This window comes from Amycolatopsis umgeniensis, assembly GCF_014205155.1.
GTDB lineage: Bacteria > Actinomycetota > Actinomycetes > Mycobacteriales > Pseudonocardiaceae > Amycolatopsis > Amycolatopsis umgeniensis.
The window spans coordinates 2,475,543-2,497,445 of the sequence record NZ_JACHMX010000001.1 but is presented as its reverse complement, the minus strand read 5'-3'; the positions used below and the strand labels follow the sequence as shown (position 1 = coordinate 2,497,445).

Genomic DNA, 21,903 nt, shown 5'->3' with positions numbered 1-21,903 from the left:
CCAGCCACTCCAGAACCGCTTGACCTCCACCGAACTGGAGGTTGCACGCTCGGTGTATGACGATCACTGGGGACAAGGCGAAGCCGAAGGGCGTGCTCTGGACACCTGAGCACCGCGTGACCACGTTCGGGTTGCTGCTCATGGTCACGCTCATCGCGTTCGAGAGCATGGGCGTCGCCACCGCGATGCCGACGATGGTGGCCGACCTCGACGGCCTCGCGCTGTACGCCTGGCCCTTCACCACGTTCCTGGTCGCCAGTGTGGTCGCGACCGTCCTTTCCGGACGCCTCGGCGACCGCAAGGGCCCGGCGCCCGCGCTGCTCGCCGGTACCGCGCTGTTCGCCGCCGGGTTGCTGGTGGCCGGGCTCGCGCATGACATGCCGTTGCTCCTGCTCGGCCGGGGATTGCAGGGTTTCGGGTCCGGGCTCCTGCTGGTCTCGGTGTCACTGCTGATCGCGCTCACCTTCAGCGACCGTGAACGTCCGGTGATCTACGCCGCCAACGCCGCCGCGTGGGTGCTGCCCGCGGTGGTCGGGCCCTCGATCGCGGGTGTGGTGACCGTGGGCGTCGGCTGGCGCTGGGTGTTCCTCGGGCTGATCCCGCTGACGGGGATCGGGCTCGCGCTGCTGGTGATGGTCACGCGCCGGCTGCCCGCCCACGTGCCCGGCGCGTCCGCGAGCCGTGCCGGGGTCGTGCCCGCGGTGGTCGCCGCCCTCGGCGTCGCCGCGGTCACCTGGGCGGCACAGCATCCGTCTCTCGCGGCACTGGCTTACGGCGGCGCCGGTCTGGTGGCCCTGGCGTACGCGCTCCGCAAACTCCTGCCCGCGGGCACACTGACGTCGCGGCCGGGGTTGCCGACAGTGATCGCTTCCCGCGGGCTGATCGCGGGCGCGTACGCCGGGATGGAGGCGTACCTGCCGCTCACGATGACCGAGGTCCACGGCTACAGCCCCGCGCTGGCCGGATTGCCGCTGACGGTCACCGCGCTGGGCTGGTCGGCGGGCTCGATGCTGCAGGGTCGCAGGCTCGACTGGTCGCGCGAGACCTCCTTGCGCGCCGGATTCGCGCTGGTCGCGGCCGGTCTGGCGATCTTCGTCTTCGTGCCGCTGCCCTCGTTCCCCGGCTGGATGGCGTTCGTGGCGTCGGCGGTCGGCGGCGCCGGGATGGGGATCGCGATGCCCGCTATCTCGGTGCTGCTGCTGCGCTACTCGCCGGAGGCCGAACGCGGGTTCAACACGTCGGCGCTGCAGCTCGGCGACTGGGTCGGATCGGCTCTGACCATCGGTTTGGGCGGAGTTCTGCTCGTCTCGCTGGCGTCGGCGAAGGAGCCTTCGGTGGCGATCCTGGTGCTGTCGGTGCTGCTGACCGGCATCGCGCTGCTGGGGGTGCGGCTGACCGGCCGGTGGCCGTCGGCTATGAGCGGCACCACCCGCTGACCAGGGTGGGCTTGGTCACGCCCCGGAGCGGTCTACCCTGGTATGGCGATGACCTATCTCGACCACGCGGCGACCACCCCGATGTTGCCCGAAGCCGTAGCGGCCATGTCCGAGGCGCTGTCCACAGTGGGCAACGCCTCCGCGCTGCATTCCTCGGGCCGCCGGGCCCGCCGCCGGGTCGAAGAAGCCCGCGAGGTGATCGCGGAGGCGCTGGGCGCCCGGCCGTCCGAAGTGATCTTCACCGGTGGCGGCACGGAGAGCGACAACCTCGCGGTCAAGGGCATCTTCTGGGCCCGCAACGGCGAGGACCCGAAGCGCCGCCGGGTGCTGTGCAGCACCGTCGAGCACCACGCCGTCCTCGATTCCGTCGAGTGGCTGGAGCAGCACGCGGGCGCCGAGATCGTCTGGGTCGAGGTCGACGAGGACGGCCGGGTGTCGCCGGAGGCGATGCGCGCCGCCATCGGCGAAAGCCCCGAGACGGTCGCGCTGGCCACCGTGATGTGGGCGAACAACGAGGTCGGCACGGTCAACCCGATCGCCGGGCTCGCCGCCGTCTGCGCCGAGCACGAGATCCCGCTGCACACCGACGCGGTCCAGGCCGTCGGCGCGGTGCCGGTCGACTTCGCCGAGAGCGGCGCCGCGGCCCTGACCCTGACCGCGCACAAGCTCGGCGGCCCGTACGGCGTCGGCGCGCTGCTGCTCGGGCGCGACACCTCCTGCGTTCCGGTCCTGCACGGCGGTGGCCAGGAGCGCAGTGTGCGTTCGGGCACCCTCGACGTGCCCGCGGTGATCGCGTTCGCGACGGCGGTGAAGGCCACGGTCGAGGGCCGCGAGGAGTACGCCAAACGCGTCGCCGAACTGCGGGACGACCTGATCGAGGCCGTCCGGCGCGAGGTGCCGGACGCGGTGCTCAACGGCGGCGGGGGCGAATGCCTGCCGACGCACGCCCACTTCACCTTCCCTGGTTGCGCGGGTGACAGTCTCTTGATGCTTTTGGACGCCAAGGGCATCGAATGTTCCACTGGATCGGCGTGCACGGCGGGTGTCGCGCAGCCGAGCCACGTGCTGCTGGCCATGGGTGCCGATCCGGCGGCCGCGCGCGGGTCGCTGCGGTTCTCGTTCGGGCATACCTCGGCGCCGGAAGACGTTGAAGCGGTTTCGAAGGAGATCGCGGGCGTCGTCGACAGGGCGAGGCAGGCGGGACTAGCCGGAATGCGCAAGCAGACGCAGAAGCAAGAGGTGTGAGGAAGATGCGCGTACTGGCCGCGATGAGCGGGGGAGTGGACTCGGCGGTGGCCGCCGCACGCGCCGTGGACGCCGGGCACGAGGTCGTCGGCGTGCACCTGGCGCTGTCGGCGAAGCCCGGCACGCTGCGCACCGGCTCCCGCGGCTGTTGCACGATCGAGGACTCGGGCGACGCGCGGCGTGCGGCCGACATCCTCGGCATCCCCTTCTACATCTGGGATTTCGCCGAGCGCTTCACCGAAGAGGTCATCGAGACCTTCGTCGGGGAGTACGCCGCCGGCCGGACGCCGAACCCGTGCGTCACCTGCAACGAGAAGATCAAGTTCGAGGCGTTGCTGGACAAGGCGATGGCGCTCGGTTTCGACGCCGTCGCCACCGGGCACTACGCCCGGCTGTCCCTTGTGGACGGTGTCCCCGAGCTGCGCCGCAGTGTGGACTCCGGCAAGGACCAGTCGTACGTGCTGGCCTCGCTGACCCCGGAGCAGCTGCGGCATTCGCTGTTCCCGCTGGGTGATTCGTGGAAGACCGACGTGCGCGCCGAGGCCGAGAGCCGCGGGCTGTCGGTGGCGAACAAGCCGGACAGCCACGACATCTGCTTCATCCCGGACGGCGACACGAAGAGTTTCCTCGAGAAGCGCCTCGGCCGGCGTCCCGGGCAGCTCGTCGACGCCGAGACCGGTGCGGTGCTCGGTGAGCACACCGGCGTGCACGGCTTCACCGTCGGGCAGCGCAAGGGGCTCGGCATCGAGGCTCCGGCGCCGGACGGGCGGCCGCGTTACGTGCTTTCGCTGGAGCCGGTTTCGGGCACCGTGAAGGTCGGTTCTTCACGGGACCTCGGCGTGAACGTGATCGAGGCGAACCGGCCGATCTGGCCGAGCGAGCGGCCGCTGGACGGCCCGACCGAATGCGTCGTCCAGGTGCGCGCGCACGGCGGGATCGTCGAGGCCGTCGCCGAGGTCGCGGAGGACGAGGTGACCATCCAGTTGCGTGAGCCGCTGCGCGGTGTCGCGCCGGGACAGGTCGTCGTGCTGTACCGCACCGACGCGGCCGAAGGCGATCTCGTGCTGGGAAGCGCGAAGATCTCGGAAACCCGCAATTAGTCCTCTGGATGCGCTCCTTGCGTGTGCAACTACCGCAACCAGAGGACGAAACGCGGGGGTTCAGAACTTCAGCTTGAAGCCGGTGTGGCTCGCCTCGAAACCGAGGCGCTCGTAGAACCGGTGCGCATCCTCGCGTTTCACGTCCGACGTCAGCTGGACGAGGGCGCAGCCCCGGCGCCGGGATTCGTCGATCGCCCACTTCATCAGGTCGCCGCCGAGGCCGGAGCCGCGATGGCTCGCCCGCACCCGGACGGCCTCGATCTGCCCGCGCAGCGCGCCCTTCCTGGCCAAGCCGGGAATGATCGACAACTGGAGCGTGCCGACGGCCTCACCGGCGTCGTCGGCGACGATCAGCAGGTGCGACGGATCGGCGTCGATCTCCTCGAAGGCCTCGAGGTACGGCGTGAGGTCGTCTGTGGAATCACGAGTGCTGCCGATCTGGTCGTCGGCGAGCATCCCGACGATCGCCGCGACGTCTTCCCGGCGGGCTTGACGGATGATCACGAGGCGTAGTGTCGCACGCCGTCGGTCTCGGTCGAGGTCAGTTTCCCTTGGGCCACCAGCAGATCCAGATGAGAACCGGTCTCGAGGACGGCGAGCATCTGGTTGAACGGGTCCATCTCGGGGAGCTTGCGCAGCTTGCGTGTCCAGCCCAGCCGCAACGCGACCTCGTACGCCGTCGTGACGTCCGCGGTGATCTCGGCGCCCATGACCTCGAGCCGGTCGCGGTGGTGCTCCAGCAGTTCGTCCACCCTGGCGTGGACGCTGTCGGTGACGCGTCCGTGCGCGGGGAGCATGCGCCGGTCGGGCATCTCGCGCACCAGGCGCAGGGAGTCGAGGTAGTCCCTCAGCGGGAGTTCGGCAGGCACCGGCTGGAATCCGATGGACGGCGTGATGTGCGGCAGCACGTGGTCGCCGGAGAACACCAGCCCGGCTTCGTCGTCCACGAAGACGACGTGCCCGGCCGTGTGGCCCGGCGTGTGCACGACGTCGAACTCGCGGCCGGGCACGATGGCGCGTTTGCCGGGGGCGAGCCAATCGTCGGGCAGCTCCCACAGATGCGCCTCGGTGTGCCGGACCCCGCCGAAGGCCTTGGCGAGTTCCTCGACCACGGGCACCGCGCCGCAGCGTTCGAGGAGGCCGACCTGCGCCTCCATCGGGAAGCGGTCGGGATCCCCGGAGCGCACCAGCGAAGGCTCCTCCAGCTTGCCGAGCCCGATCGTGCCGCCGAACTCGCGGCGCAGTTCCACGGCGAGCGTGTAGTGATCGCGATGGACGTGGGTGATCAGGAATTCGTCGACGTCGCCGAGATCGGCGCCGAGCGCCTTCAATCCGCGCGAAAGTCGTTCGCGCGCCGACTCCAGCGCCCAGCCCGAGTCGATGAGGACGAGGCGCGTGCCGTCGGTGACGACGTAGACGTTGACCGCGCGCAGCGCGTCCTGCGGCAGGGGCAGCGGGATCCGGTGGACCCCCGGCGAAACCGTGTAGACGCCTGGCTCGGCCCAGTCCCGTTCGCCGTCTTCGGGCAACGGCTCCATGGTGACCTCCGTCCCGGACGCACTCCGGCGTGCCGCCCAGTCCTCCCACCTTGAGCCGCCGGAAGGCGAGTGTCCACTTGAGTGGGGTGAGACCCCGGTCACTTGTCGAATCGAGTTGGGGTCGTGAGTGGCGATTCGGGTTCTAACCGTTTTCGCCACTCACGACCCCAATGCGGGACTGGCCGTTCGCGACCTACTTGACCGAGACCTTCCGCCACTGCCCGCTCGCCTGTGCACGTTGCGAACGCCACTTTCGCAACAGTCCCAGTGCTCACCCCGCAGTAGGTACCTAAGACACGGTCAGCGATCGAACGGCCACCGGTGCTCCTACCCCGCTTGAAAGTCCGTGAAGGTCGAGTTTCCCCGGCTGAGCCGAGGGAAGGGGGCCTTCACGGACCGGGCCCTGACCCGATCGCCACTCACGGCCCCATCCGGCCGACTCGCGTGCGGCCGAGACGTGCCCCGCGAGCGCTCAGCCTTTGTCGTCCTGCTTCAGCGCCGTGTCGATGGTCAGCGCCGAGGCGACCACCATCGAGGCCAGCGGATCCCGCAGCGGCCGGTGGATCTCGACGACGTAGTTGTCGGCGGTGGTGAACGCGGCCTTCACGAAACCGCCCCAGGTCTTGGTGATCCGCGCGATCTCGACGTCGGCGTGGTCCCTGATCACGAAGTTCCAGGCCCGCCAGTTCTCGGCGAAGATCCCGCCGACCTTCTGGCCGTCGACCAGGAAACCCAGCCGGATCTTGCCGAAGACGTTCTCCTGCACGATCTCCCCGATCGGGGAATCGTCGGCCTTCGTCACCAGGAACCGGGATTTGAACACCTTCGCCGGCCGCGTCACCTTCAGCACGGTGCTGTGGTTCGCGTCCCGGATTTCGAAACGGTGGGTCAGGTACTGGTCGTAATTCGTGAGCAGCCGGATGGCTTTCTTCAGCGTGCTCTGCCCGACCTGGACGACGCCGCCGAGGCGGTTGCCGTTCTGGTCGAAGACCCCGAACTCGTTGGACATTTCGATGAGTTTCGCGCGCTGGTTGACCACCAGTACGGGTTCGGAGAACAGGGTGCCGCCGCCGACGACCCCGCCGGCCCGGCTTTGGGTCCCCTTCGCCACCTGCGTCCGGATCTTGCCCGGATCGTGCGCGCCCTCGATGTCCAGCTCGATCATCTCGGCGTCGTGAGACGGCCGCGTGTTGGCCGTCCAGGCTTGCCCGTCCCACCACCGGTAGACCCGGGGGTTCTGCTGGTCGGGATACCAGCCGGCGGGCTGTGGAGAGCTCGTCATGGCAGGTCAGAGTAATGCGCTCGGAGCCACCGCGGGCTCGTCGACGGCAATTGCGGCGAATGTCCGTGTCTCGGCGTGCCCCGCCGGGTCGCCGGTCCGGACCAAGGGGAGAATCCGGGTGTGAACGAACGACCTTGGCCTCTAGGCGCGGCGACCGCGATCGGTTCCCTGCCCGGCACCGATCCGGTCGAGGCCGCGTCGATCGTGTTCGGCGAACTGCCCGAATTCCCCTGTCTGCCCGAACTTCCGGCGCGCGGCGTCGGCGCCGACCTGATCGGCCGGACGGCGGCGCTGCTGGTCGACCTCGCCGTCGAAGTGGTGCCGAGCGGCTATCGGGTCGCCGCCCGTCCCGGGCACGACCACCGCCGGGCCGTCGACCTGATGAGCTGGGACCTCGACGCCGTCCAGGAGGCGAGGGAGAAGGCGGGCGCCGCGCCGCCGGTGTTCAAGGCACAGGTCGCGGGGCCGTGGACGCTCGCCGCGAACGTCGAACTCCAGCGAGGGCACCGGATCCTCACCGACCGGGGCGCGCTGCGCGATTTCACCTCGTCGCTGCTGGACGGCCTGGCCGGTCACGTCGCGGAGCTGAAGTCGCGCGTCGGCGCGCCGGTGGTGCTGCAGTTCGACGAACCGTCGCTGCCCGCCGTCCTCGCCGGTGACCTCCCGACGGCGTCCGGCTACGGCACCGTTTCCGCCGTACCCGCGCCGGAGGCCCGCGAACTGCTGTCGACGGTGATCGCCGGGGCGGAGCGCATCACCGGTCAGCCGGTCGCCGTGCACTGTTGTGCCGAGAAGCCGCCGATCTCGTTGCTGCGCGCGGCGGGAGCGAAAGCGATCGCGTTCGACTTCACTCTGTTGAAGGGTGCTTCGCCCGCGCAGCTCGACGAGATCGGTGAGGCGCTGGACTCCGGCACGACGCTGATGCTCGGGCTCGTCCCCACCGCCGACCCCGGTGTGCCGGTGGCGCTGCGTGACCTGGTCACGCCCGTGTTCAAGCTCGTCGACAGGCTCGGATTCCGCCGGGAGATCCTCGCCGAACGGGTCGTACCGACCCCGGCGTGCGGTCTCGCGGGCGCCACCCCCGAGTGGATGCGCCGCGCGCTCACCCTCAGCCGGGAGGCGGGCAAGGCTTTCCTCGAACCGCCTGAAGGCTGGTGATCGGCGCGGTAGCGTGCCCTCCATGCGTTTGTTCCGCCGCTCCCGCAAGTCCGAGGACGTTCCCGACCCCCGCACCGCGTGGCCGGAGCAGCCGGTCCCCGAGGACGCGGCCGCCGCGGCGGTGACGTTCTGGGAGGCGTGGTTCGCCCTCCTGCCCGAAGTCAGCGCCGCGCTCGGCGACCGCGAACCGCACCGCGTGGAACACGACCTCTGCACCATCGTCGAGGCGCTGCACCCTCGGCTGCACTTCTCCCTCGATCGGGGGCACCGCGCGATCTACTCGCTCGTGCTCACCGGCCAGGAGGATCCGGAACTGCGCCCGTACACCGACGCGTGGAAGGCCGCCGCGCCGCCGGAGGACGCGATCTGGGAGTACCACGACTCCGTGCCGCCCGTCCCCGATCCGAGCGAAGTCACCGTCAACCTCGGCGAGACCCGCATCGCGCTCGCCGACGTCCGGGTGACCGCGAAAGTGGACGATTCAGCCGGACGGGTGGACGTGACCGTGTTCCACCCGCTGATCGAAGAGCTCCGGCCGGAGACCAGGACGACGATGACCTTCCTGCCGCTGGACGCCACGCTGGGTGAGCGCGTCGCGGCCGAGCGGCTGGGCAAGGTCGAGCTGGTGACGGAGGCCCAGGACGGGCAACTGACCTTGCTGGAGCTTCGCGAAGTGGTCGGCCGACTCGGCTCACCGACGCCCGGAAATGTCGGTACCCCCGACTAGGCTCACCCCTGTGAGCAGCGAACTTCCCGAAAACCTCGAACCAGCGCAGGACGTCACCGACGTGCCCGCCGAAGTCCGTGAAAGGCATGCCGAACTGGCGGAGGAGATCCGCGGGCACCAGTTCCGGTACTACGTGCTGGATTCGCCGATCGTGTCCGACGGCCAGTTCGACGAGCTGCTCAACGAACTCCAGGCCATCGAGGACGAGCATCCGGGGCTGGTGACGCCGGATTCGCCGACCCAGAACGTCGGCGGCACGTTCTCGACCGAGTTCGTCGCGCACGACCACCTCGAACGCATGCTCAGCCTCGACAACGTCTTCGACGGCGAGGAGTTCGAGACCTGGGTCGAGAGGGTCCAGAAGGAGATCGGCGCGACGAAGTACCTCGCCGAGCTCAAGATCGACGGGCTCGCGATCAACCTGCTGTACGAGAACGGCCGTCTGACCCGCGCGCTGACCAGGGGCGACGGCCGCACCGGCGAGGACGTCACGCTCAACGTCCGCACCCTGGAGCAGGTGCCGGACAGGCTCACGGGCACTGATCAGTTCCCGGTGCCCGCGCTGGTCGAGGTCCGCGGCGAGGTGTTCTTCCGCGTCGAGGACTTCTTGGCGCTCAACGCGAAGATGGTCGAGGCGGGCAAGGACCCGTACGCGAATCCGCGTAACACCGCCGCCGGATCGTTGCGGCAGAAGGATCCCAAGATCACGAAGTCCCGCAACCTGCGCCTGATCTGCCACGGGCTCGGGAAACGTGACGGCTTCGAGCCGAAGCGCCAGTCCGAGGCGTACGACGCGCTCGCCGCGTGGGGCCTGCCGGTCTCGCCGCACAGCAAGGTGCTCGCGACCGGCGGGGAACTGCTGGAGCACATCAAGTTCTGGGGCGAGCACCGCCACGACGCCGAGCACGAGATCGACGGCGTCGTCATCAAGGTCGACGAGGTCGGCCTCCAGCGCCGTCTCGGGACGACTTCGCGCGCGCCGCGCTGGGCGATCGCCTACAAGTACCCGCCGGAAGAGGCGATCACCACCCTGCTGGACATCCAGGTCAACGTCGGCCGCACCGGGCGGGTCACCCCGTTCGCGGTGATGGAGCCGGTGAAGGTGGCCGGGTCCACGGTGGCGATGGCGACGCTGCACAACCAGGAAGAGGTCAAACGCAAGGGTGTGCTGATCGGGGACAAGGTCGTCATCCGCAAGGCGGGCGACGTCATCCCCGAGGTGCTCGGCCCGGTGGCCGACGCGCGCACCGGTGAAGAGCGCGAGTTCGTCATGCCGTTGCGCTGCCCCAACTGTGACACCGAATTGGCGTACCAGAAGGAGGGCGACATCGACATCCGTTGCCCGAACGCGCGATTCTGCCCGGCGCAGCGGCGGGAGCGGCTGTTCCACCTGGCGAGCCGGAACGTCTTCGACATCGAGGTGGTCGGATACGAGGCCGCGGTGGCGTTGCTGGACGCCGGTGTCGTGCACGACGAAGGCGACATCTTCGACCTGGACGAGGAGAAGCTGCTCGAGGTCGACCTGTTCCGCACCAAGGCGGGGGAGCTGTCGGCCAACGGGCGCAAACTCCTGGAGAACCTCGAAACCGTCAAGGACCGTCCACTGTGGAAGGTCATCGTCGGGCTCTCGATCCGGCACGTCGGCCCGACGGCCGCGCAGGCGCTCGCCCGGGAATTCGGTTCACTGGAACGGATCGAGAACGCTTCCGAAGAGGAGCTCGCCGGTGTCGACGGGGTCGGCCCGACCATCGTCCGGGCCGCGAAAGAGTGGTTCGAGATCGATTGGCATCGTGAAATCGTCGAGAAGTGGCGTGCGGCGGGCGTGCGGATGGAGGAGGAGCGCGACGAGTCGATCCCGCGCAACCTCGAGGGGCTGTCGATCGTCGTCACCGGTTCGCTGAACGACTACTCCCGTGACGAGGCCAAGGAGTTCATCATGGCCCGCGGCGGGAAGGCGGCCGGTTCGGTGTCGAAGAAGACGGCGTTCGTCGTCGTCGGCGACGCGCCGGGGACGAAGTACGACAAGGCCGTCCAGCTGAAGGTTCCGGTGCTCGACGAGAACGGCTTCCGGGTGCTGCTCGAAAGCGGCCCCGAGGCCGCCGCCGAGCTCGCGCTGCCGAACGAGGAGGAGAGCGGTGAGTGACCTGGAGATCCGGCCCGCCAGGGCCGGCGAACTGGAGGCGGTCGGGGAACTCACCCTGGCCGCGTACTCCGAGGATTACGGCCTCGTGGAAGGCGTCGGCTACGCGGCCGAGCTCGTCGACGCCGCGAAACGGGCCGAGCAGGCCGAACTCCTGGTCGCGGTGGACGGTGACGGTGCGCTCGTGGGCACCGTCACCATCGCGCGGCCGGGCACGCCGTTCGCCGAGCTGTCCCGCGAGGGCGAGCTGGAGTTCCGCATGCTCGGCGTTTCGCCCTCGGCCACCGGGCGTGGCATCGGCGAGGCCCTGACCAGGGCCGTCATCGAGCGGGCACGGGAACTCGACGCCGACAGGGTGGTGCTGTGCAGCCTGGTCACGATGAAACGGGCGCACCGGCTCTACGAGCGGCTCGGTTTCACGCGGCTGCCCGAACGTGACTGGGAGCCGCACCCCGGGGTGACCTTGATCGCCTACCGCCTGGAGCTCGCCTGACCTTCCGCATTTAGTCCTCTGGATGCGGTACTTGCGCGTGCAACTACCGCATCCAGAGGACTGAACGCGAAGGTCAGCTGTCCAGGACGACGGCGACGATGCCCGCGAAATGCGCCAGGCGCGCCACCTCGGCGGCGCGGAAGTTCGGCCCGCCGGGCCGCGCGACCAGCAGCGCCTTCCCCGGCTTCCCCAGCGGCGTGGCCGCGAGTTCGGTCCCCAGTTCCTTCCACGTCTCCGGGATCCACGCCTCCTCGGCGTCGAGGATGGTGGCGCGTTCCAGCGGAAGCCACGGCAGGTCGGTGATCGGCGTCTCGGGCGCGGCGCTGGACGAAGCCAGCCTCAGCGCACCGGATTCCGAATGCTCGACGACGACGGCCCAGCCCGCCCGGATGATCCTGGGCACACCTTCGGCGAGGATCTCCAGCCCCGAAGCGGGCTTCGCGGCGATCTCCTCGACCAGTTCGAGTTCGCGATGGGTGTCCAGCACCCCGGCGTACGGGCGCACGGCGTCGACCTCGACGCCGTCGACGCTTTCGGCGGCGGTGATCAGCGCGTCCGGCAGCCTGCCGGAGGGGATCTCGACGACGAGGTCGTCGATGGCGACACCGCCGCTTCGTTCGACCACGTCCACGCTCAGGATGTCGGCGCCGACGGTGCCGAGCGCGGTGGCGACCGCGCCGAGGGTCCCCGGGGTGTCCGGTAATTGGACCCGGATCAGGAACGACACACGCGCCCCTCTCGCCTCAGGCGTTCCAGCCTCGCCGTGGAACGCGCTACGCCGGGCGCCGATTGTGACAGACCGGACGGTGTAATGGGGCCAGCCATCCGGCCTTCGGGATAACGAACCAGGCACTCCTACCCGACGTGGGAGTCCTGGCCGCGGCATAACCCGGTCGAGTTCGCCGACGCCGCCACCATAGACTTGCAGCTTCCGACAGAACCCGCACAGCACACCCCGGGAGTCACCCGCGTGCCCAACATTTCCCGCGACGAGGTCGCACACCTCGCCAAGCTGGCCAGGCTTGCCGTCACCGAAGAGGAGCTGGACGTCTTCGCAGGCCAGCTCGACCAGATTCTGGACTCGGTGGCCAAGGTGAGCGAGGTCGCAGGCGAGGATGTCCCGCCCACGTCGCACGCCGTACCGCTGACGAACGTGTTCCGCGAGGACACCGTCCGACAGGGGCTGACCCAGCAGCAGGCGCTGGCCGGTGCGCCGGCCGCCGAAGAGGGTCGTTTCCGGGTGCCGCGGATTCTGGGAGAAGAGCAGTGACCGAACTCATCAAGCTGACCGCCGCCGAGCTGGCGGAGAAGATCCAGTCCCGTGAGGTGTCGGCCGTCGAGGTCGCCCAGGCCCACCTGGACCGGATCGCCGAGGTCGACGACCACATCCACGCGTTCCTGCACGTGGACACCGAGGGCGCGCTCGACGCGGCCCGCGCGGTGGACGCCGACGTCGCCGAGGGCAGGGCTCCGAAGTCGCCGCTCGCCGGGGTGCCGCTGGCGCTCAAGGACGTGCTGACCACCAAGGGCATCCCCACCACGGTCGGCTCGAAGACGCTGGAGAACTGGATCCCGCCGTACGACGCCACCGTGACGCGCAAGCTGCGCGAAGCCGGTGTCGTGGTGCTCGGCAAGACCAACATGGACGAGTTCGCGATGGGCTCCTCCACGGAGAACTCCGCGTTCGGCCCGACGCACAACCCGTGGGACCACGCCCGGATCCCGGGCGGTTCCGGCGGTGGCTCCTCGGCGTCGATCGCGGCGTTCGAAGCGGCGATCGCGATCGGCACCGACACCGGCGGCTCGATCCGCCAGCCCGGCGCTGTCACCGGCACCGTCGGCGTGAAGCCGACGTACGGCGGCGTCTCCCGCTACGGTCTCGTCGCTTTCTCGTCGTCGCTCGACCAGGCCGGTCCCTGCGCGCGGACGGTGCTCGACGCCGCCCTGCTGCACGAGGTCATCGCCGGATACGACCCGATGGACTCGACTTCGATCGACGCGCCGGTCCCGCCGGTGGTCGCCGCGGCCCGCCAGGGCCTGACCGGTGACCTCAAGGGCGTCCGCGTCGGCGTGGTGAAGGAATTCGCCGGCGACGGTTATCAGCCGGGCGTGTTGCGGTCGTTCGAGGCCGCCGTCGAGCAGTTGCGCGCGCTCGGTGCCGAGATCGTCGAGGTCTCGTGCCCGAACTTCACCTACGCGCTGCCCGCGTACTACCTGATCGCGCCGAGCGAGTGCTCGTCGAACCTCGCCCGGTTCGACGCCATGCGGTACGGCCTGCGCGTGTCCGACGACGGCGCGCACAGCGCCGAAGAGGTCATGTCGCTGACCCGCGAAAAGGGCTTCGGCCCCGAGGTCAAACGCCGCATCATGCTCGGCACGTACGCGCTGTCGTCGGGCTACTACGACGCCTACTACGGCTCGGCGCAGAAGGTCCGCACGCTCATCACGCGAGACTTCGAAGCCGCGTACGAAAAGGTGGACGTGCTGGTCTCGCCGACCACGCCGACCACCGCGTTCAAGATCGGCGAGCGCGTCGACGACCCGATGGCGATGTACCTCGCGGACCTCTGCACCATCCCGTCGAACCTCGCGGGCAACGCGGCGATGAGCGTCCCGAGTGGACTGTCGCACGAGGACGGCCTGCCGGTCGGTCTCCAGATCATGGCCCCCGCGATGGCCGACGACAGGCTGTACCGCGTCGGCGCCGCCTACGAGGTCGCGCGTGACGCCGCCAACGGTGGCTCGCTGGTGCACGAGGTTCCTGAGCTGGGAGGAAAGAAGTGACCGCCGTGGTTGAGTTGATGGACTACGCCGACGTCATCGAGCGGTTCGATCCGGTCCTGGGCCTCGAGGTGCACGTCGAGCTGAACACGAACACCAAGATGTTCTGCGCCTGCGCCAACGAGTTCGGCGGCGAGCCCAACTCCAAGGTCTGCCCGACCTGCCTCGGCCTGCCCGGGTCGCTGCCGGTGGTGAACGGCAAGGCCGTCGAGGGCGCGATCCGCATCGGCCTCGCGCTCAACTGCGAGATCGCGTCGTGGTGCCGGTTCGCCAGGAAGAACTACTTCTACCCGGACCAGCCGAAGAACTTCCAGACCTCGCAGTACGACGAGCCCATCGCGTTCAACGGCTACCTCGACGTGACACTGGACGACGGCGAGGTCGTGCGTGTCGAGATCGAGCGCGCGCACATGGAGGAGGACACCGGCAAGTCGCTCCATGTGGGCGGCCGGACGGGTCGTATTCATGGCGCCGAGCACTCGCTGCTCGACTACAACCGCGCCGGCGTGCCGCTGATCGAGATCGTCACGAAGACGATCGAGCACACCGGCGGACGTGCGCCCGAGGTGGCGCGCGCGTATGTCACCGCGCTGCGGGACCTGCTGAGTGCGCTCGACGTCTCGGACGTCCGGATGGACCAGGGTTCGGTCCGGTGCGACGCGAACGTGTCGCTGATGGCCAAGGACGCGACCGAGTTCGGCACGCGCACCGAGACCAAGAACGTCAACTCGCTGCGCAGCGTCGAGCGCGCGGTGCGGTACGAGATGACCCGCCAGGCGGCGATCCTCGCCGAGGGCGGCACGATCAAGCAGGAGACGCGGCACTTCCAGGAGGCCGACGGCACCACTTCGCCCGGCCGTACCAAGGAGACCGCCGAGGACTACCGGTACTTCCCGGAGCCCGACCTGGTGCCGATCGCGCCGACGGCCGAGTGGGTCGAGGAGCTGCGCAAGACGCTGCCGGAGATGCCGTCGGAGCGCCGCAAGCGCATCCAGCGCGAGTGGAACCTGACCGACGAGGCGCTGCGCGACCTGCTCAACGTCGGCGCGGTCGACCTGGTCGCCGCGACCGTCGAGGCGGGTGCGACGCCGGACGAGGCCCGCAGCTGGTGGGTCAACACGCTGGCGCAGGAGGCCAACTCCCGCGAGATCGAACTGGCGGAGCTGGCGATCACCCCGGCGCAGCTGGCCGAGGTCATCGGGCTGGTCAACGCCGGTGAGCTGACCAACAAGCTGGCCAAAGAGGTCGTGCAGGGTGTCCTCGCAGGCGAGGGTTCGCCGTCCGAGGTCGTCGAGAAGCGCGGCCTGAAGGTCGTCTCCGACGACTCCGCGCTGATCGCGGCCGTCGACGAGGCACTGGCCGCGCAGCCGGACATCGCCGAGAAGATCCGCGGCGGCAAGGTGGCCGCGGCCGGGGCGATCGTCGGCGCGGTCATGAAGGCCACCAAGGGGCAGGCCGACGCCAAGCGGGTGCGCGAACTGATCGTCGAGCGAGTCGGTGCCTGAACTCGGTTTCAAGAAGGTCACCTGGCGTGAGTGGCTCGGCCTCGCGGCCGGGCTGCTCGCGCTGGTGGCCTTGTTCTTCCCGTGGACGACGCTGACGGCGTCGCGTCCGGAGATCGAGGACGTGCTGACGTCCTTGCCCGCGGGCGACGTCACGCGTGACGCGTGGCGTTCGGGCTTCCTCGCCTGGGCGCCGGTCTTCCTCTTGTTCCTGCCCGGTCTCGCCGTCGTGCTGTTCGGCCGCGTCGAGGCCGTCCGCCGCGCGGGCCTGCCGCATCTGTGGCTGATGGCGGCCATCGCCGCCCTGCTGCTGATGCTGCTCGGCTGGTTCACCCTCGACTGGCAGTTCGACGCCGACCAGCGGGGGATCCTCTCCGCCGCGGGCATCGAGATCGGGGCGGGCCTCGGCCGCTACCTCGGCCTGGCGGCAGCTGTCGTCTCCGTTGTCGGCGCCGCTTTCGACGTCCGAGCCCGCAAGTAGTCCTCTGCCTGCGCAGGGGTTGCGTAAGAAAGCGCTTTCTGTCTACCGTGTAAGAGCCTCACAAGCACGGTGGAGGTCACGGGTGACGACCGGGACACCCCTCCGGGCGGCCATCATCGGCACCGGAGGAATCGCCAAAAGCCATCTAGCCGCCTACGAAGCCCACCCGTCGGACGTGACCGTGGTCGCGGCGGCGGACGTCGACGAAGCCAGGGTCGCCGGTTTTTCCACCGGCGATATCAAGCCCTACACCGATTTCCGGCGGCTTCTCGCCGAAGAGAAGCCCGATCTCGTCTCGCTGTGCACCCCGCCTTCGCAGCATGCCGGGCAAGCCGTGCGGGCTTTGCGAGCCGGAGCGTGGGTGTGGTGCGAGAAGCCACCTTGCCGGTCACTGTCCGAATACGACGAGATCACCGCGGCCGAGTCCGAGGGCGGGCCGTACGCCAGTTTCGTTTTCCAGCACCGGTTCGGCTCCGCCGCCGCGCATTTCCGCGACCTGCTGGCCGCGGGCGAACTCGGACGGCCGCTGGTCGCGCACTGCCAGACGACGTGGTTCCGCGACGCGGAGTACTACGCCGTCCCGTGGCGTGGCGACTGGGCCACCGAAGGCGGCGGACCCGCCATGGGCCAGGGGATCCACCAGATCGACCTGCTCCTGCACCTGCTCGGGGACTGGGCCGAGATCCGCGCGATGACGGGCAGGCTCGTGCACGACGTGCGCACCGACGACGTCTCGACGGCGTTGGTGCGGTTCGAATCCGGCGCGATGGCGACAGTGGTGAACAGCGTGCTCTCACCCGGCGAAGTCAGCCGGATCCGCATCGACTGCTCCGACGCGACAGTCGAATTGACCCATCTCTACGGCTACGGCAACGACGACTGGATCTACACGCCCGCGCCGCACGTCGCCAAGAAATGGCGAAAGCCGTCGGCGAACCTCGACAGTTCCCACACCGCGCAGCTGACCCGGGTCCTCGCCGCGATCAGGGCGGGGGAACGTCCGCCGTGCAGTGGTGCGGATGGACGGCGCGCGCTCGCCTTCATCGCCGCGCTGTACAAAGCCGCGTTCACCGGGCGCACCGTCCACGCGGGCGAGATCACCTCCGAGGATCCCTTCCACTTCGCCATGAACGGGGAATCGTGAGCGCATCCATCACCGTCACGCACCGGCACGGCGAACGTGTCACCGTCGAGGCCGCGGGCGTCGAACTACTGTCCTATGTGTACAAACCCGATCCCGCGGCCTATGAGTCGCGCAAGCCGTACACGCATCCGCTGCGGACGCTGGCCGGACGTCAGGTCAGCGCCTACCGGCCGTCGGATCACCGCTGGCACAAGGGACTGCAGATGACGTCGAGTCATCTGTCCGGGCAGAACTTCTGGGGCGGCTGGACCTACGTACCCGGCGATTGGTACCGGGAACTGCCCGATCTCGTCGGTTCCATGCGGCACGACGGTTTCGCGGAGTTCACCGTCGAGGACGAAAGCCTCACCGTGGGCGAAAACCTGACCTGGGTCGAGAACGGCGGCGGGGAATGGGCGCGCGAACGGCGTGACCTCGTCGTCCATTCCGTGGTGCCGGACGAGGGGGCCTGGGCCATCGACTGGGCGATCACCCTGACCAACATCCGTGACGAGCCACTGGACTTCGGCAGCCCGACGACCGCCGGACGCGAGATGGCAGGCTATACCGGGCTGCACTGGCGTGGCCCCCGCGAATTCAGTGGCGGCGAGGTGCTCGGCCCCGGCGATCTCGGCGGCGAGGAGATGATGGGACGGCAGGCGCCGTGGCTGGCGTTCGTCGGCGAGCACGACGAGGTCGACGCGAAGTCGACGCTGGTTTTCGCGCACGCGCCGGAAAACGAGCACGCGATCCACGAGTCGCACTGGTTCGTCCGGTCGCACGGCACGCCGACGGTGGCGATCTCCTGGGCGTTCTTCGAGGAGTTCGCCCTGCCGCCCGGCGAAAGTTTCCACTATCGCTATCGCGTGGTGGTCGCGGACGGTGCCTGGGATCGCGACCGCGTCGAGCACTACCTGAAGACACACGGATTCTGAGGAGGTCCTCGTGTTCCCGCTTCCCGGCGGCATCGGCCTTTCCCATCTGCGGGCCTACGACTGGGAGGCCGCGGACGGGGTGTGCGGCGGCAGCCCGCATCTGCACCTCGCCTGCACGGAGGCCTACGTCGTCACCGGCGGACGCGGCGCGGTGCAGACACTCAGCGTCGACGGCTACCGCGAGACCGGACTCGAAGCCGGGGTCGTCGCGTGGTTCGCGCCCGGCACGGTTCACCGGATGGTGCAGCGCGACGACCTGCGGATCACCGTGCTCATGCAGAACAGCGGGCTGCCCGAAGCGGGCGACGCAGTCTTCACCTTCCCGCCCCCGCTCCTCGCCGACCCCGACGCGTACGCCGAGGCCGCCGCGATGCCCACGGACGACGACGCTGCCCGTCGCCGCCGCGACCTCGCGATCGAGGGCTACCTGCCGATCCGGGACGCCCTCGCCGCGGGGGATCCCGGCCCGCTGAGGGACTTCCATCGCGTGGCCGCCGCACTGGTCGCGCCGAAGGTCGGCGCCTGGATCCCGCGCTGGCGTGCCGGCGCGCTGGCCGCCGCCGAGCTCACCGGTGAACACCTGAAGGCGCTCGCGAACGGTGACGCGAGCCATCTCGAGGGAGCCGGCGTGCGGGTCGCGGTGCCGTCCACAAAGGACGGTTACGGCATGTGCGGGCGGCGCGAAGAGTACCGCCTTGAGGACCCGCCTCTGTAGTTAGTGGTTAGTAACTAGTAATCTATCGTCATGGCCGAACGGATGAGCGGGACCGAACGACGCGCCCAGGTGCTGGCCATCGCGGCGGAGGAGTTCGCGGAGCACGGGTTGCACGGGGCGTCGACGGAGGTGATCGCGAGGACCGCGGGGATCACGCAGGCGTACGTCTTCCGGATCTTCGGGACGAAGAAAGCCCTGTTCCTGGAGCTGGTCCGGGCCGCGTTCGAGCGTGTCAGCGACGGTATGCGCGCCGCGGGCGGGGGGAAAACCGGCCTGGACGCGCTCTCGGCGATGGGCGGCCAGTATTTCGACCTGCTGGCCGATCGGACCAGCTTGTTGTTGCAGCTCCAGGGCTTCGCCGCGTGTGGTGACCCCGAAGTGCGGGACGTGGTGCGATCGTGTTTCGCCCGGCTGTGGGGCACGACGGAGGACGGCACCGGTCTCGAGCCGGTGACCGTGAAGACCTTCCTCGCCTTCGGAATGCTGCTGAACGCCGGCGCCGCGATGGGCATCGAGCAGGTCGACGAGGCCTGGGCCGAGGGTGTCCGCACCCGGATCCAGCCGGAGCTGTTCGCGCACATCACCACCGGGACGAACCGGTGAGCACCCGTGCGGACCGCGGCCTGAGCGTCGCCCTGGTCTGCACGGCGTTGTCGGGAGCGGTGATCGGGAGCGTCGGAGCGCCTCTCATCACCCCGGTCGCCACGGGAACGCACGTGTCACTGGAGGCCGCGCAGTGGACCTTGACGGTGACCCTGTTCAGCGGCGCGATCGCGGGCCCGGTGCTGGGCAGGCTCGGCAGCGGCCCGTACCGCCGGGTCACGATCCTCGCCACCCTGGCCCTGGTCATGGTGGGTGGACTCTTGACGGTGCTCCCGCTCCCGTTCGCGGCGTTGGTGATCGGACGCGGTTTGCAGGGGCTCGCGGTCGCGGCCGGGCCGCTGTTGATGAGCGTCGCCCGCGCACATCTGCCACCCGAACGTTCGGCATCGACGATCGCCGCGATCTCGGTCGCGTCGACCGTGGGCATCGGGGTCGGCTACCCGGTGATCAGCCTTCTCGACCAGCTCTCGGGCCTGCGCGCCGCGTACGGACTCGGATTCCTCCTGTCCACCGTCGCGCTGATCATCGCGTGGCGGACCCTGCCTGCCGAGGCGCCCGGTGAGCTGCCCCGGATCGACGTCACCGGCGCGCTTCTCCTCGCTCTCGGAATGCTCGGGATCCTCCTGGTCATCGCCGACCCCTCGATCTGGGAGACCGCGTGGGCGGCCGGTGGTGTCCTCGCCGGTTCCGCCGCGGTTTTGGCCGTGTGGACGTTCCTCGAACTGCGGGCAAAGGCACCGCTGGTGAGTCTCCGGTTGCTCGGCCAAGCGCCCGTTCTCCGCGCGAATTCGGCGATACTCGTGGCCGGAGCGGGTTTGTACCTGCTGTTCAGCCTGTTCACGCGCTATGTGCAGACTCCCGGCGGCGCCCGCTACGGCTTCGCACTCCCCGGTGTCGCCGCGGGCGCGGCCCTGATCCCGTTCTCACTGCTCGGTTTCGCCGCGGGAAAGGCGGTACCGCGGCTCAGCGTGCGCATCACCGAGCGAGGGACGTACACGTTCTCGATCGGGATCGCCGTGGCCGCCGCCTCGCTGTTCGCCGTCGGCAACCGGTCGCTCGTCCTCGTGCTCGTCGCGATCGCCTTACTCGGCTTCGCCGTCGGAGGGGTCTTCGCGGTGATGCCCAGACTCGTCCTCGTCGGTGTGCCCCAAGAAGAAACGGCCAGCGTGCTCTCGATCAACCAGATCGCCCGCAGCATGGGGATGAGCGTCGGCAGCGCGCTCGCCGGCTTCCTCCTCGCCGCCACCACTCCGGACGGCACACTGCTTCCCGCCCAGGACGGCTACCGCACCACGGCGTTCTGGGCACTACCGCTGCTGGCCGCCAGCGCCGTCATCGTCGCCACGACGAGATCTCCCCGTCGAGCAGTGTCGACGAATCTCTAGTCCTTGCCGCCCCCGCCGGTGCTGGCCGCCGGCGTGATGATGACGAGGCGGTCGTCGCTCGAAACCGGTGCGCCGCCGTCCTTGTTGATCGTGCCGACCAGCGCGATCTGCGGGTTGATCATGCTCATCGAGGACAGGCGGCCGAAGGTCTTCGGCGGTTTGCCGGTCTTGCCGTCCAGGGTGACGCCGGGTTTGCCGGTCACCGCGCCGTCCGGCGTGACCGGCAGGTTCTGCAGGTTGCCCGCGACCGACGTCGCGATGGACAGGTAGCCGGTGGCGCCGACGAAGTCCGCGCACCCCGCGACCCCGGGCTTGTCCGGCCAGGTCCAGGCCGGGGTGGTCAGCGGCTGGCCCGCGCGAAGCCGGTGGAGGACGTCCTTGTCCGCCAGCCTGTCCGTCAGCCATACGCGCGATCCGGACTGGTCGCCGCAGATCCCGCCGGGGGAGTGCACACCGGTCGAGAAGACGGCCGAACCCGCCGTCGGATTGCCCGGCGCGGGTTTGCCGGACGTGTCGACGCGCAGCACCTTCCCGGCCAGCGACGCGGGATCGGCCGCGAGCCCGGGGTTGCCCGCGTCGCCGGTGGCGACCAGGAGCGCGCCCTTGCCGTCGGTGCCGATCGCGCCGCGGTTGCCGGAGGCGCCCTTGGGGATGCCGGTCAGCACCGGTTTCGGCGCCTGGCCCTTCGCCAGCCGGACGACCCGGTTGTCCGTCGGGGTGGTGATGTAGGCGAAGACGAGCTGGTCTTCGGCGAAACCCGGGGAGAGGGCGAGCGAGGTGAGTCCGCCGTCGCCGGAACCGTCGACGGGGATGGTCGCCCAGCCCGCCGGGTCCTTCCCCGCGGCGGCGAACATGATCCGGCCGCTCTTGCGTTCGCCCGCGAGCGCACTGGGCGCGGTGCCGTCGCCGGGGATCGCGGCCACGGCGGCGACGGTGTCCAGACAGGTCGCGATGACGGCCTTGTCGAAGTCCTTGCAACCCTGCGGCGGCGGGACCGGGGTCGGCGTCTGGTTCGGCCCGTTCCCGCGGCCCGGACCGCCGGGGCCGGAGTCGCCGGCCTCACCGCCGGGCCCGACCTGCGGCGGGGACTCGGGGGACGGCGGGTTGACCGGCGTGAACTTCTGCCCGGCGGCCGTGTTGTCGAAGTCGGCGCAGCCGGAGAGCAACAGCGAGCCGCAGGCCAGCAGGGCCAGCGGCGCAGTCCATTTCCGCCGGTACCGGGTACGCACGGGCCCAGCCTAGGTGGGCGTGCGTGAGCC

At 69.6% G+C, this 21,903-nt stretch carries 21 protein-coding genes; 16 read left to right on the top strand and 5 right to left on the bottom strand.

Features of this window, described 5'->3' with window-relative positions; translation table 11 throughout:
* Window positions 1-56 precede the first annotated feature (56 nt).
* The 3 genes from HDA45_RS11200 to mnmA are packed head-to-tail and all read left to right on the top strand — an operon-like array spanning window position 57 to window position 3,781.
* The gene (locus HDA45_RS11200; RefSeq protein WP_184894409.1) at window positions 57-1,436 is read left to right on the top strand and encodes an MFS transporter; all 1,380 of its coding nucleotides are present in this window, start codon (window positions 57-59) and stop codon (window positions 1,434-1,436) included.
* Window positions 1,437-1,484: 48 nt separating this feature from the next.
* Window positions 1,485-2,681 carry a cysteine desulfurase family protein gene (locus HDA45_RS11195; protein ID WP_184905502.1) on the top strand — a complete coding sequence of 399 codons (1,197 nt, stop codon included), beginning with the start codon at window positions 1,485-1,487 and terminating at the stop codon, window positions 2,679-2,681.
* Window positions 2,682-2,686: 5 nt separating this feature from the next.
* On the top strand, window positions 2,687-3,781 hold the full coding sequence (mnmA, locus tag HDA45_RS11190; RefSeq protein WP_184894407.1) for a tRNA 2-thiouridine(34) synthase MnmA: 1,095 nt from the start codon (window positions 2,687-2,689) through the stop codon (window positions 3,779-3,781).
* A 60-nt stretch (window positions 3,782-3,841) separates the two neighbouring features.
* Here mnmA and HDA45_RS11185 read toward each other — a convergent pair whose 3' ends face one another.
* The 3 genes from HDA45_RS11185 to HDA45_RS11175 form a co-directional block, all read right to left on the bottom strand.
* The gene (locus HDA45_RS11185; protein WP_184894405.1) at window positions 3,842-4,285 is read right to left on the bottom strand and encodes a GNAT family N-acetyltransferase; all 444 of its coding nucleotides are present in this window, start codon (window positions 4,283-4,285) and stop codon (window positions 3,842-3,844) included.
* Window positions 4,282-5,319: an MBL fold metallo-hydrolase gene (locus HDA45_RS11180; protein ID WP_184894403.1), complete on the bottom strand. Its 1,038-nt coding sequence runs from the start codon at window positions 5,317-5,319 to the stop codon at window positions 4,282-4,284. The genes HDA45_RS11185 and HDA45_RS11180 overlap by 4 nt, the downstream gene beginning before the upstream one ends.
* 472 nt (window positions 5,320-5,791) lie before the next feature.
* Complete coding sequence (locus tag HDA45_RS11175) at window positions 5,792-6,601, bottom strand: LURP-one-related family protein (protein WP_184894401.1); 810 nt, start codon at window positions 6,599-6,601, stop codon at window positions 5,792-5,794.
* 120 nt (window positions 6,602-6,721) lie between these two features.
* Between HDA45_RS11175 and HDA45_RS11170 the strand changes: the two genes are divergently transcribed.
* The 4 genes from HDA45_RS11170 to HDA45_RS11155 are packed head-to-tail and all read left to right on the top strand — an operon-like array spanning window position 6,722 to window position 11,119.
* Window positions 6,722-7,759, top strand: a complete 1,038-nt coding sequence (locus tag HDA45_RS11170) for a uroporphyrinogen decarboxylase/cobalamine-independent methonine synthase family protein (protein ID WP_184894399.1) — start codon at window positions 6,722-6,724, stop codon at window positions 7,757-7,759.
* Between the two features lie 22 nt (window positions 7,760-7,781).
* Complete coding sequence (locus HDA45_RS11165; RefSeq protein ID WP_184894397.1) at window positions 7,782-8,486, top strand: hypothetical protein; 705 nt, start codon at window positions 7,782-7,784, stop codon at window positions 8,484-8,486.
* 10 nt (window positions 8,487-8,496) lie between these two features.
* Window positions 8,497-10,629: an NAD-dependent DNA ligase LigA gene (gene ligA, locus HDA45_RS11160; protein ID WP_184894395.1), complete on the top strand. Its 2,133-nt coding sequence runs from the start codon at window positions 8,497-8,499 to the stop codon at window positions 10,627-10,629.
* Window positions 10,622-11,119: a GNAT family N-acetyltransferase gene (locus HDA45_RS11155; RefSeq protein ID WP_184894393.1), complete on the top strand. Its 498-nt coding sequence runs from the start codon at window positions 10,622-10,624 to the stop codon at window positions 11,117-11,119. Before ligA ends, HDA45_RS11155 begins: the two co-directional genes overlap by 8 nt.
* 73 nt (window positions 11,120-11,192) lie before the next feature.
* Here HDA45_RS11155 and HDA45_RS11150 read toward each other — a convergent pair whose 3' ends face one another.
* Window positions 11,193-11,846, bottom strand: a complete 654-nt coding sequence (locus HDA45_RS11150; RefSeq protein ID WP_184894391.1) for an ACT domain-containing protein — start codon at window positions 11,844-11,846, stop codon at window positions 11,193-11,195.
* Window positions 11,847-12,089: 243 nt separating this feature from the next.
* On the opposite strand from HDA45_RS11150, the gene gatC reads away from it, so the two are divergent.
* From gatC to HDA45_RS11105, 9 genes are all read left to right on the top strand, one after another.
* Window positions 12,090-12,389 (top strand): Asp-tRNA(Asn)/Glu-tRNA(Gln) amidotransferase subunit GatC, encoded by a 300-nt coding sequence (gatC, locus tag HDA45_RS11145; RefSeq protein WP_184894389.1) that lies wholly within the window; start codon window positions 12,090-12,092, stop codon window positions 12,387-12,389.
* Entirely contained in the window at window positions 12,386-13,903 is a 1,518-nt protein-coding gene (gatA, locus tag HDA45_RS11140; protein WP_184894387.1) for an Asp-tRNA(Asn)/Glu-tRNA(Gln) amidotransferase subunit GatA, read from the top strand. The genes gatC and gatA overlap by 4 nt, the downstream gene beginning before the upstream one ends.
* On the top strand, window positions 13,900-15,405 hold the full coding sequence (gatB, locus tag HDA45_RS11135; RefSeq protein ID WP_184894386.1) for an Asp-tRNA(Asn)/Glu-tRNA(Gln) amidotransferase subunit GatB: 1,506 nt from the start codon (window positions 13,900-13,902) through the stop codon (window positions 15,403-15,405). Before gatA ends, gatB begins: the two co-directional genes overlap by 4 nt.
* Window positions 15,398-15,883, top strand: coding sequence for a hypothetical protein (locus tag HDA45_RS11130; protein WP_184894384.1), 486 nt, complete (start codon window positions 15,398-15,400; stop codon window positions 15,881-15,883). Before gatB ends, HDA45_RS11130 begins: the two co-directional genes overlap by 8 nt.
* A gap of 82 nt (window positions 15,884-15,965) precedes the next feature.
* Window positions 15,966-17,027 (top strand): Gfo/Idh/MocA family protein, encoded by a 1,062-nt coding sequence (locus tag HDA45_RS11125; RefSeq protein ID WP_184894382.1) that lies wholly within the window; start codon window positions 15,966-15,968, stop codon window positions 17,025-17,027.
* Window positions 17,024-17,941 carry a DUF6807 family protein gene (locus HDA45_RS11120; protein WP_184894380.1) on the top strand — a complete coding sequence of 306 codons (918 nt, stop codon included), beginning with the start codon at window positions 17,024-17,026 and terminating at the stop codon, window positions 17,939-17,941. Before HDA45_RS11125 ends, HDA45_RS11120 begins: the two co-directional genes overlap by 4 nt.
* Before the next feature lie 10 nt (window positions 17,942-17,951).
* Window positions 17,952-18,656 (top strand): cupin domain-containing protein, encoded by a 705-nt coding sequence (locus HDA45_RS11115; RefSeq protein ID WP_184894378.1) that lies wholly within the window; start codon window positions 17,952-17,954, stop codon window positions 18,654-18,656.
* Between the two features lie 30 nt (window positions 18,657-18,686).
* The gene (locus HDA45_RS11110; RefSeq protein WP_246480673.1) at window positions 18,687-19,259 is read left to right on the top strand and encodes a TetR/AcrR family transcriptional regulator; all 573 of its coding nucleotides are present in this window, start codon (window positions 18,687-18,689) and stop codon (window positions 19,257-19,259) included.
* Window positions 19,256-20,644: an MFS transporter gene (locus tag HDA45_RS11105; RefSeq protein ID WP_184894376.1), complete on the top strand. Its 1,389-nt coding sequence runs from the start codon at window positions 19,256-19,258 to the stop codon at window positions 20,642-20,644. The genes HDA45_RS11110 and HDA45_RS11105 overlap by 4 nt, the downstream gene beginning before the upstream one ends.
* Here the strand turns inward: HDA45_RS11105 and HDA45_RS11100 are convergent.
* Window positions 20,641-21,873, bottom strand: coding sequence for a PQQ-dependent sugar dehydrogenase (locus tag HDA45_RS11100; RefSeq protein WP_184894374.1), 1,233 nt, complete (start codon window positions 21,871-21,873; stop codon window positions 20,641-20,643). The genes HDA45_RS11105 and HDA45_RS11100 overlap by 4 nt on opposite strands.
* Window positions 21,874-21,903 lie beyond the last annotated feature (30 nt).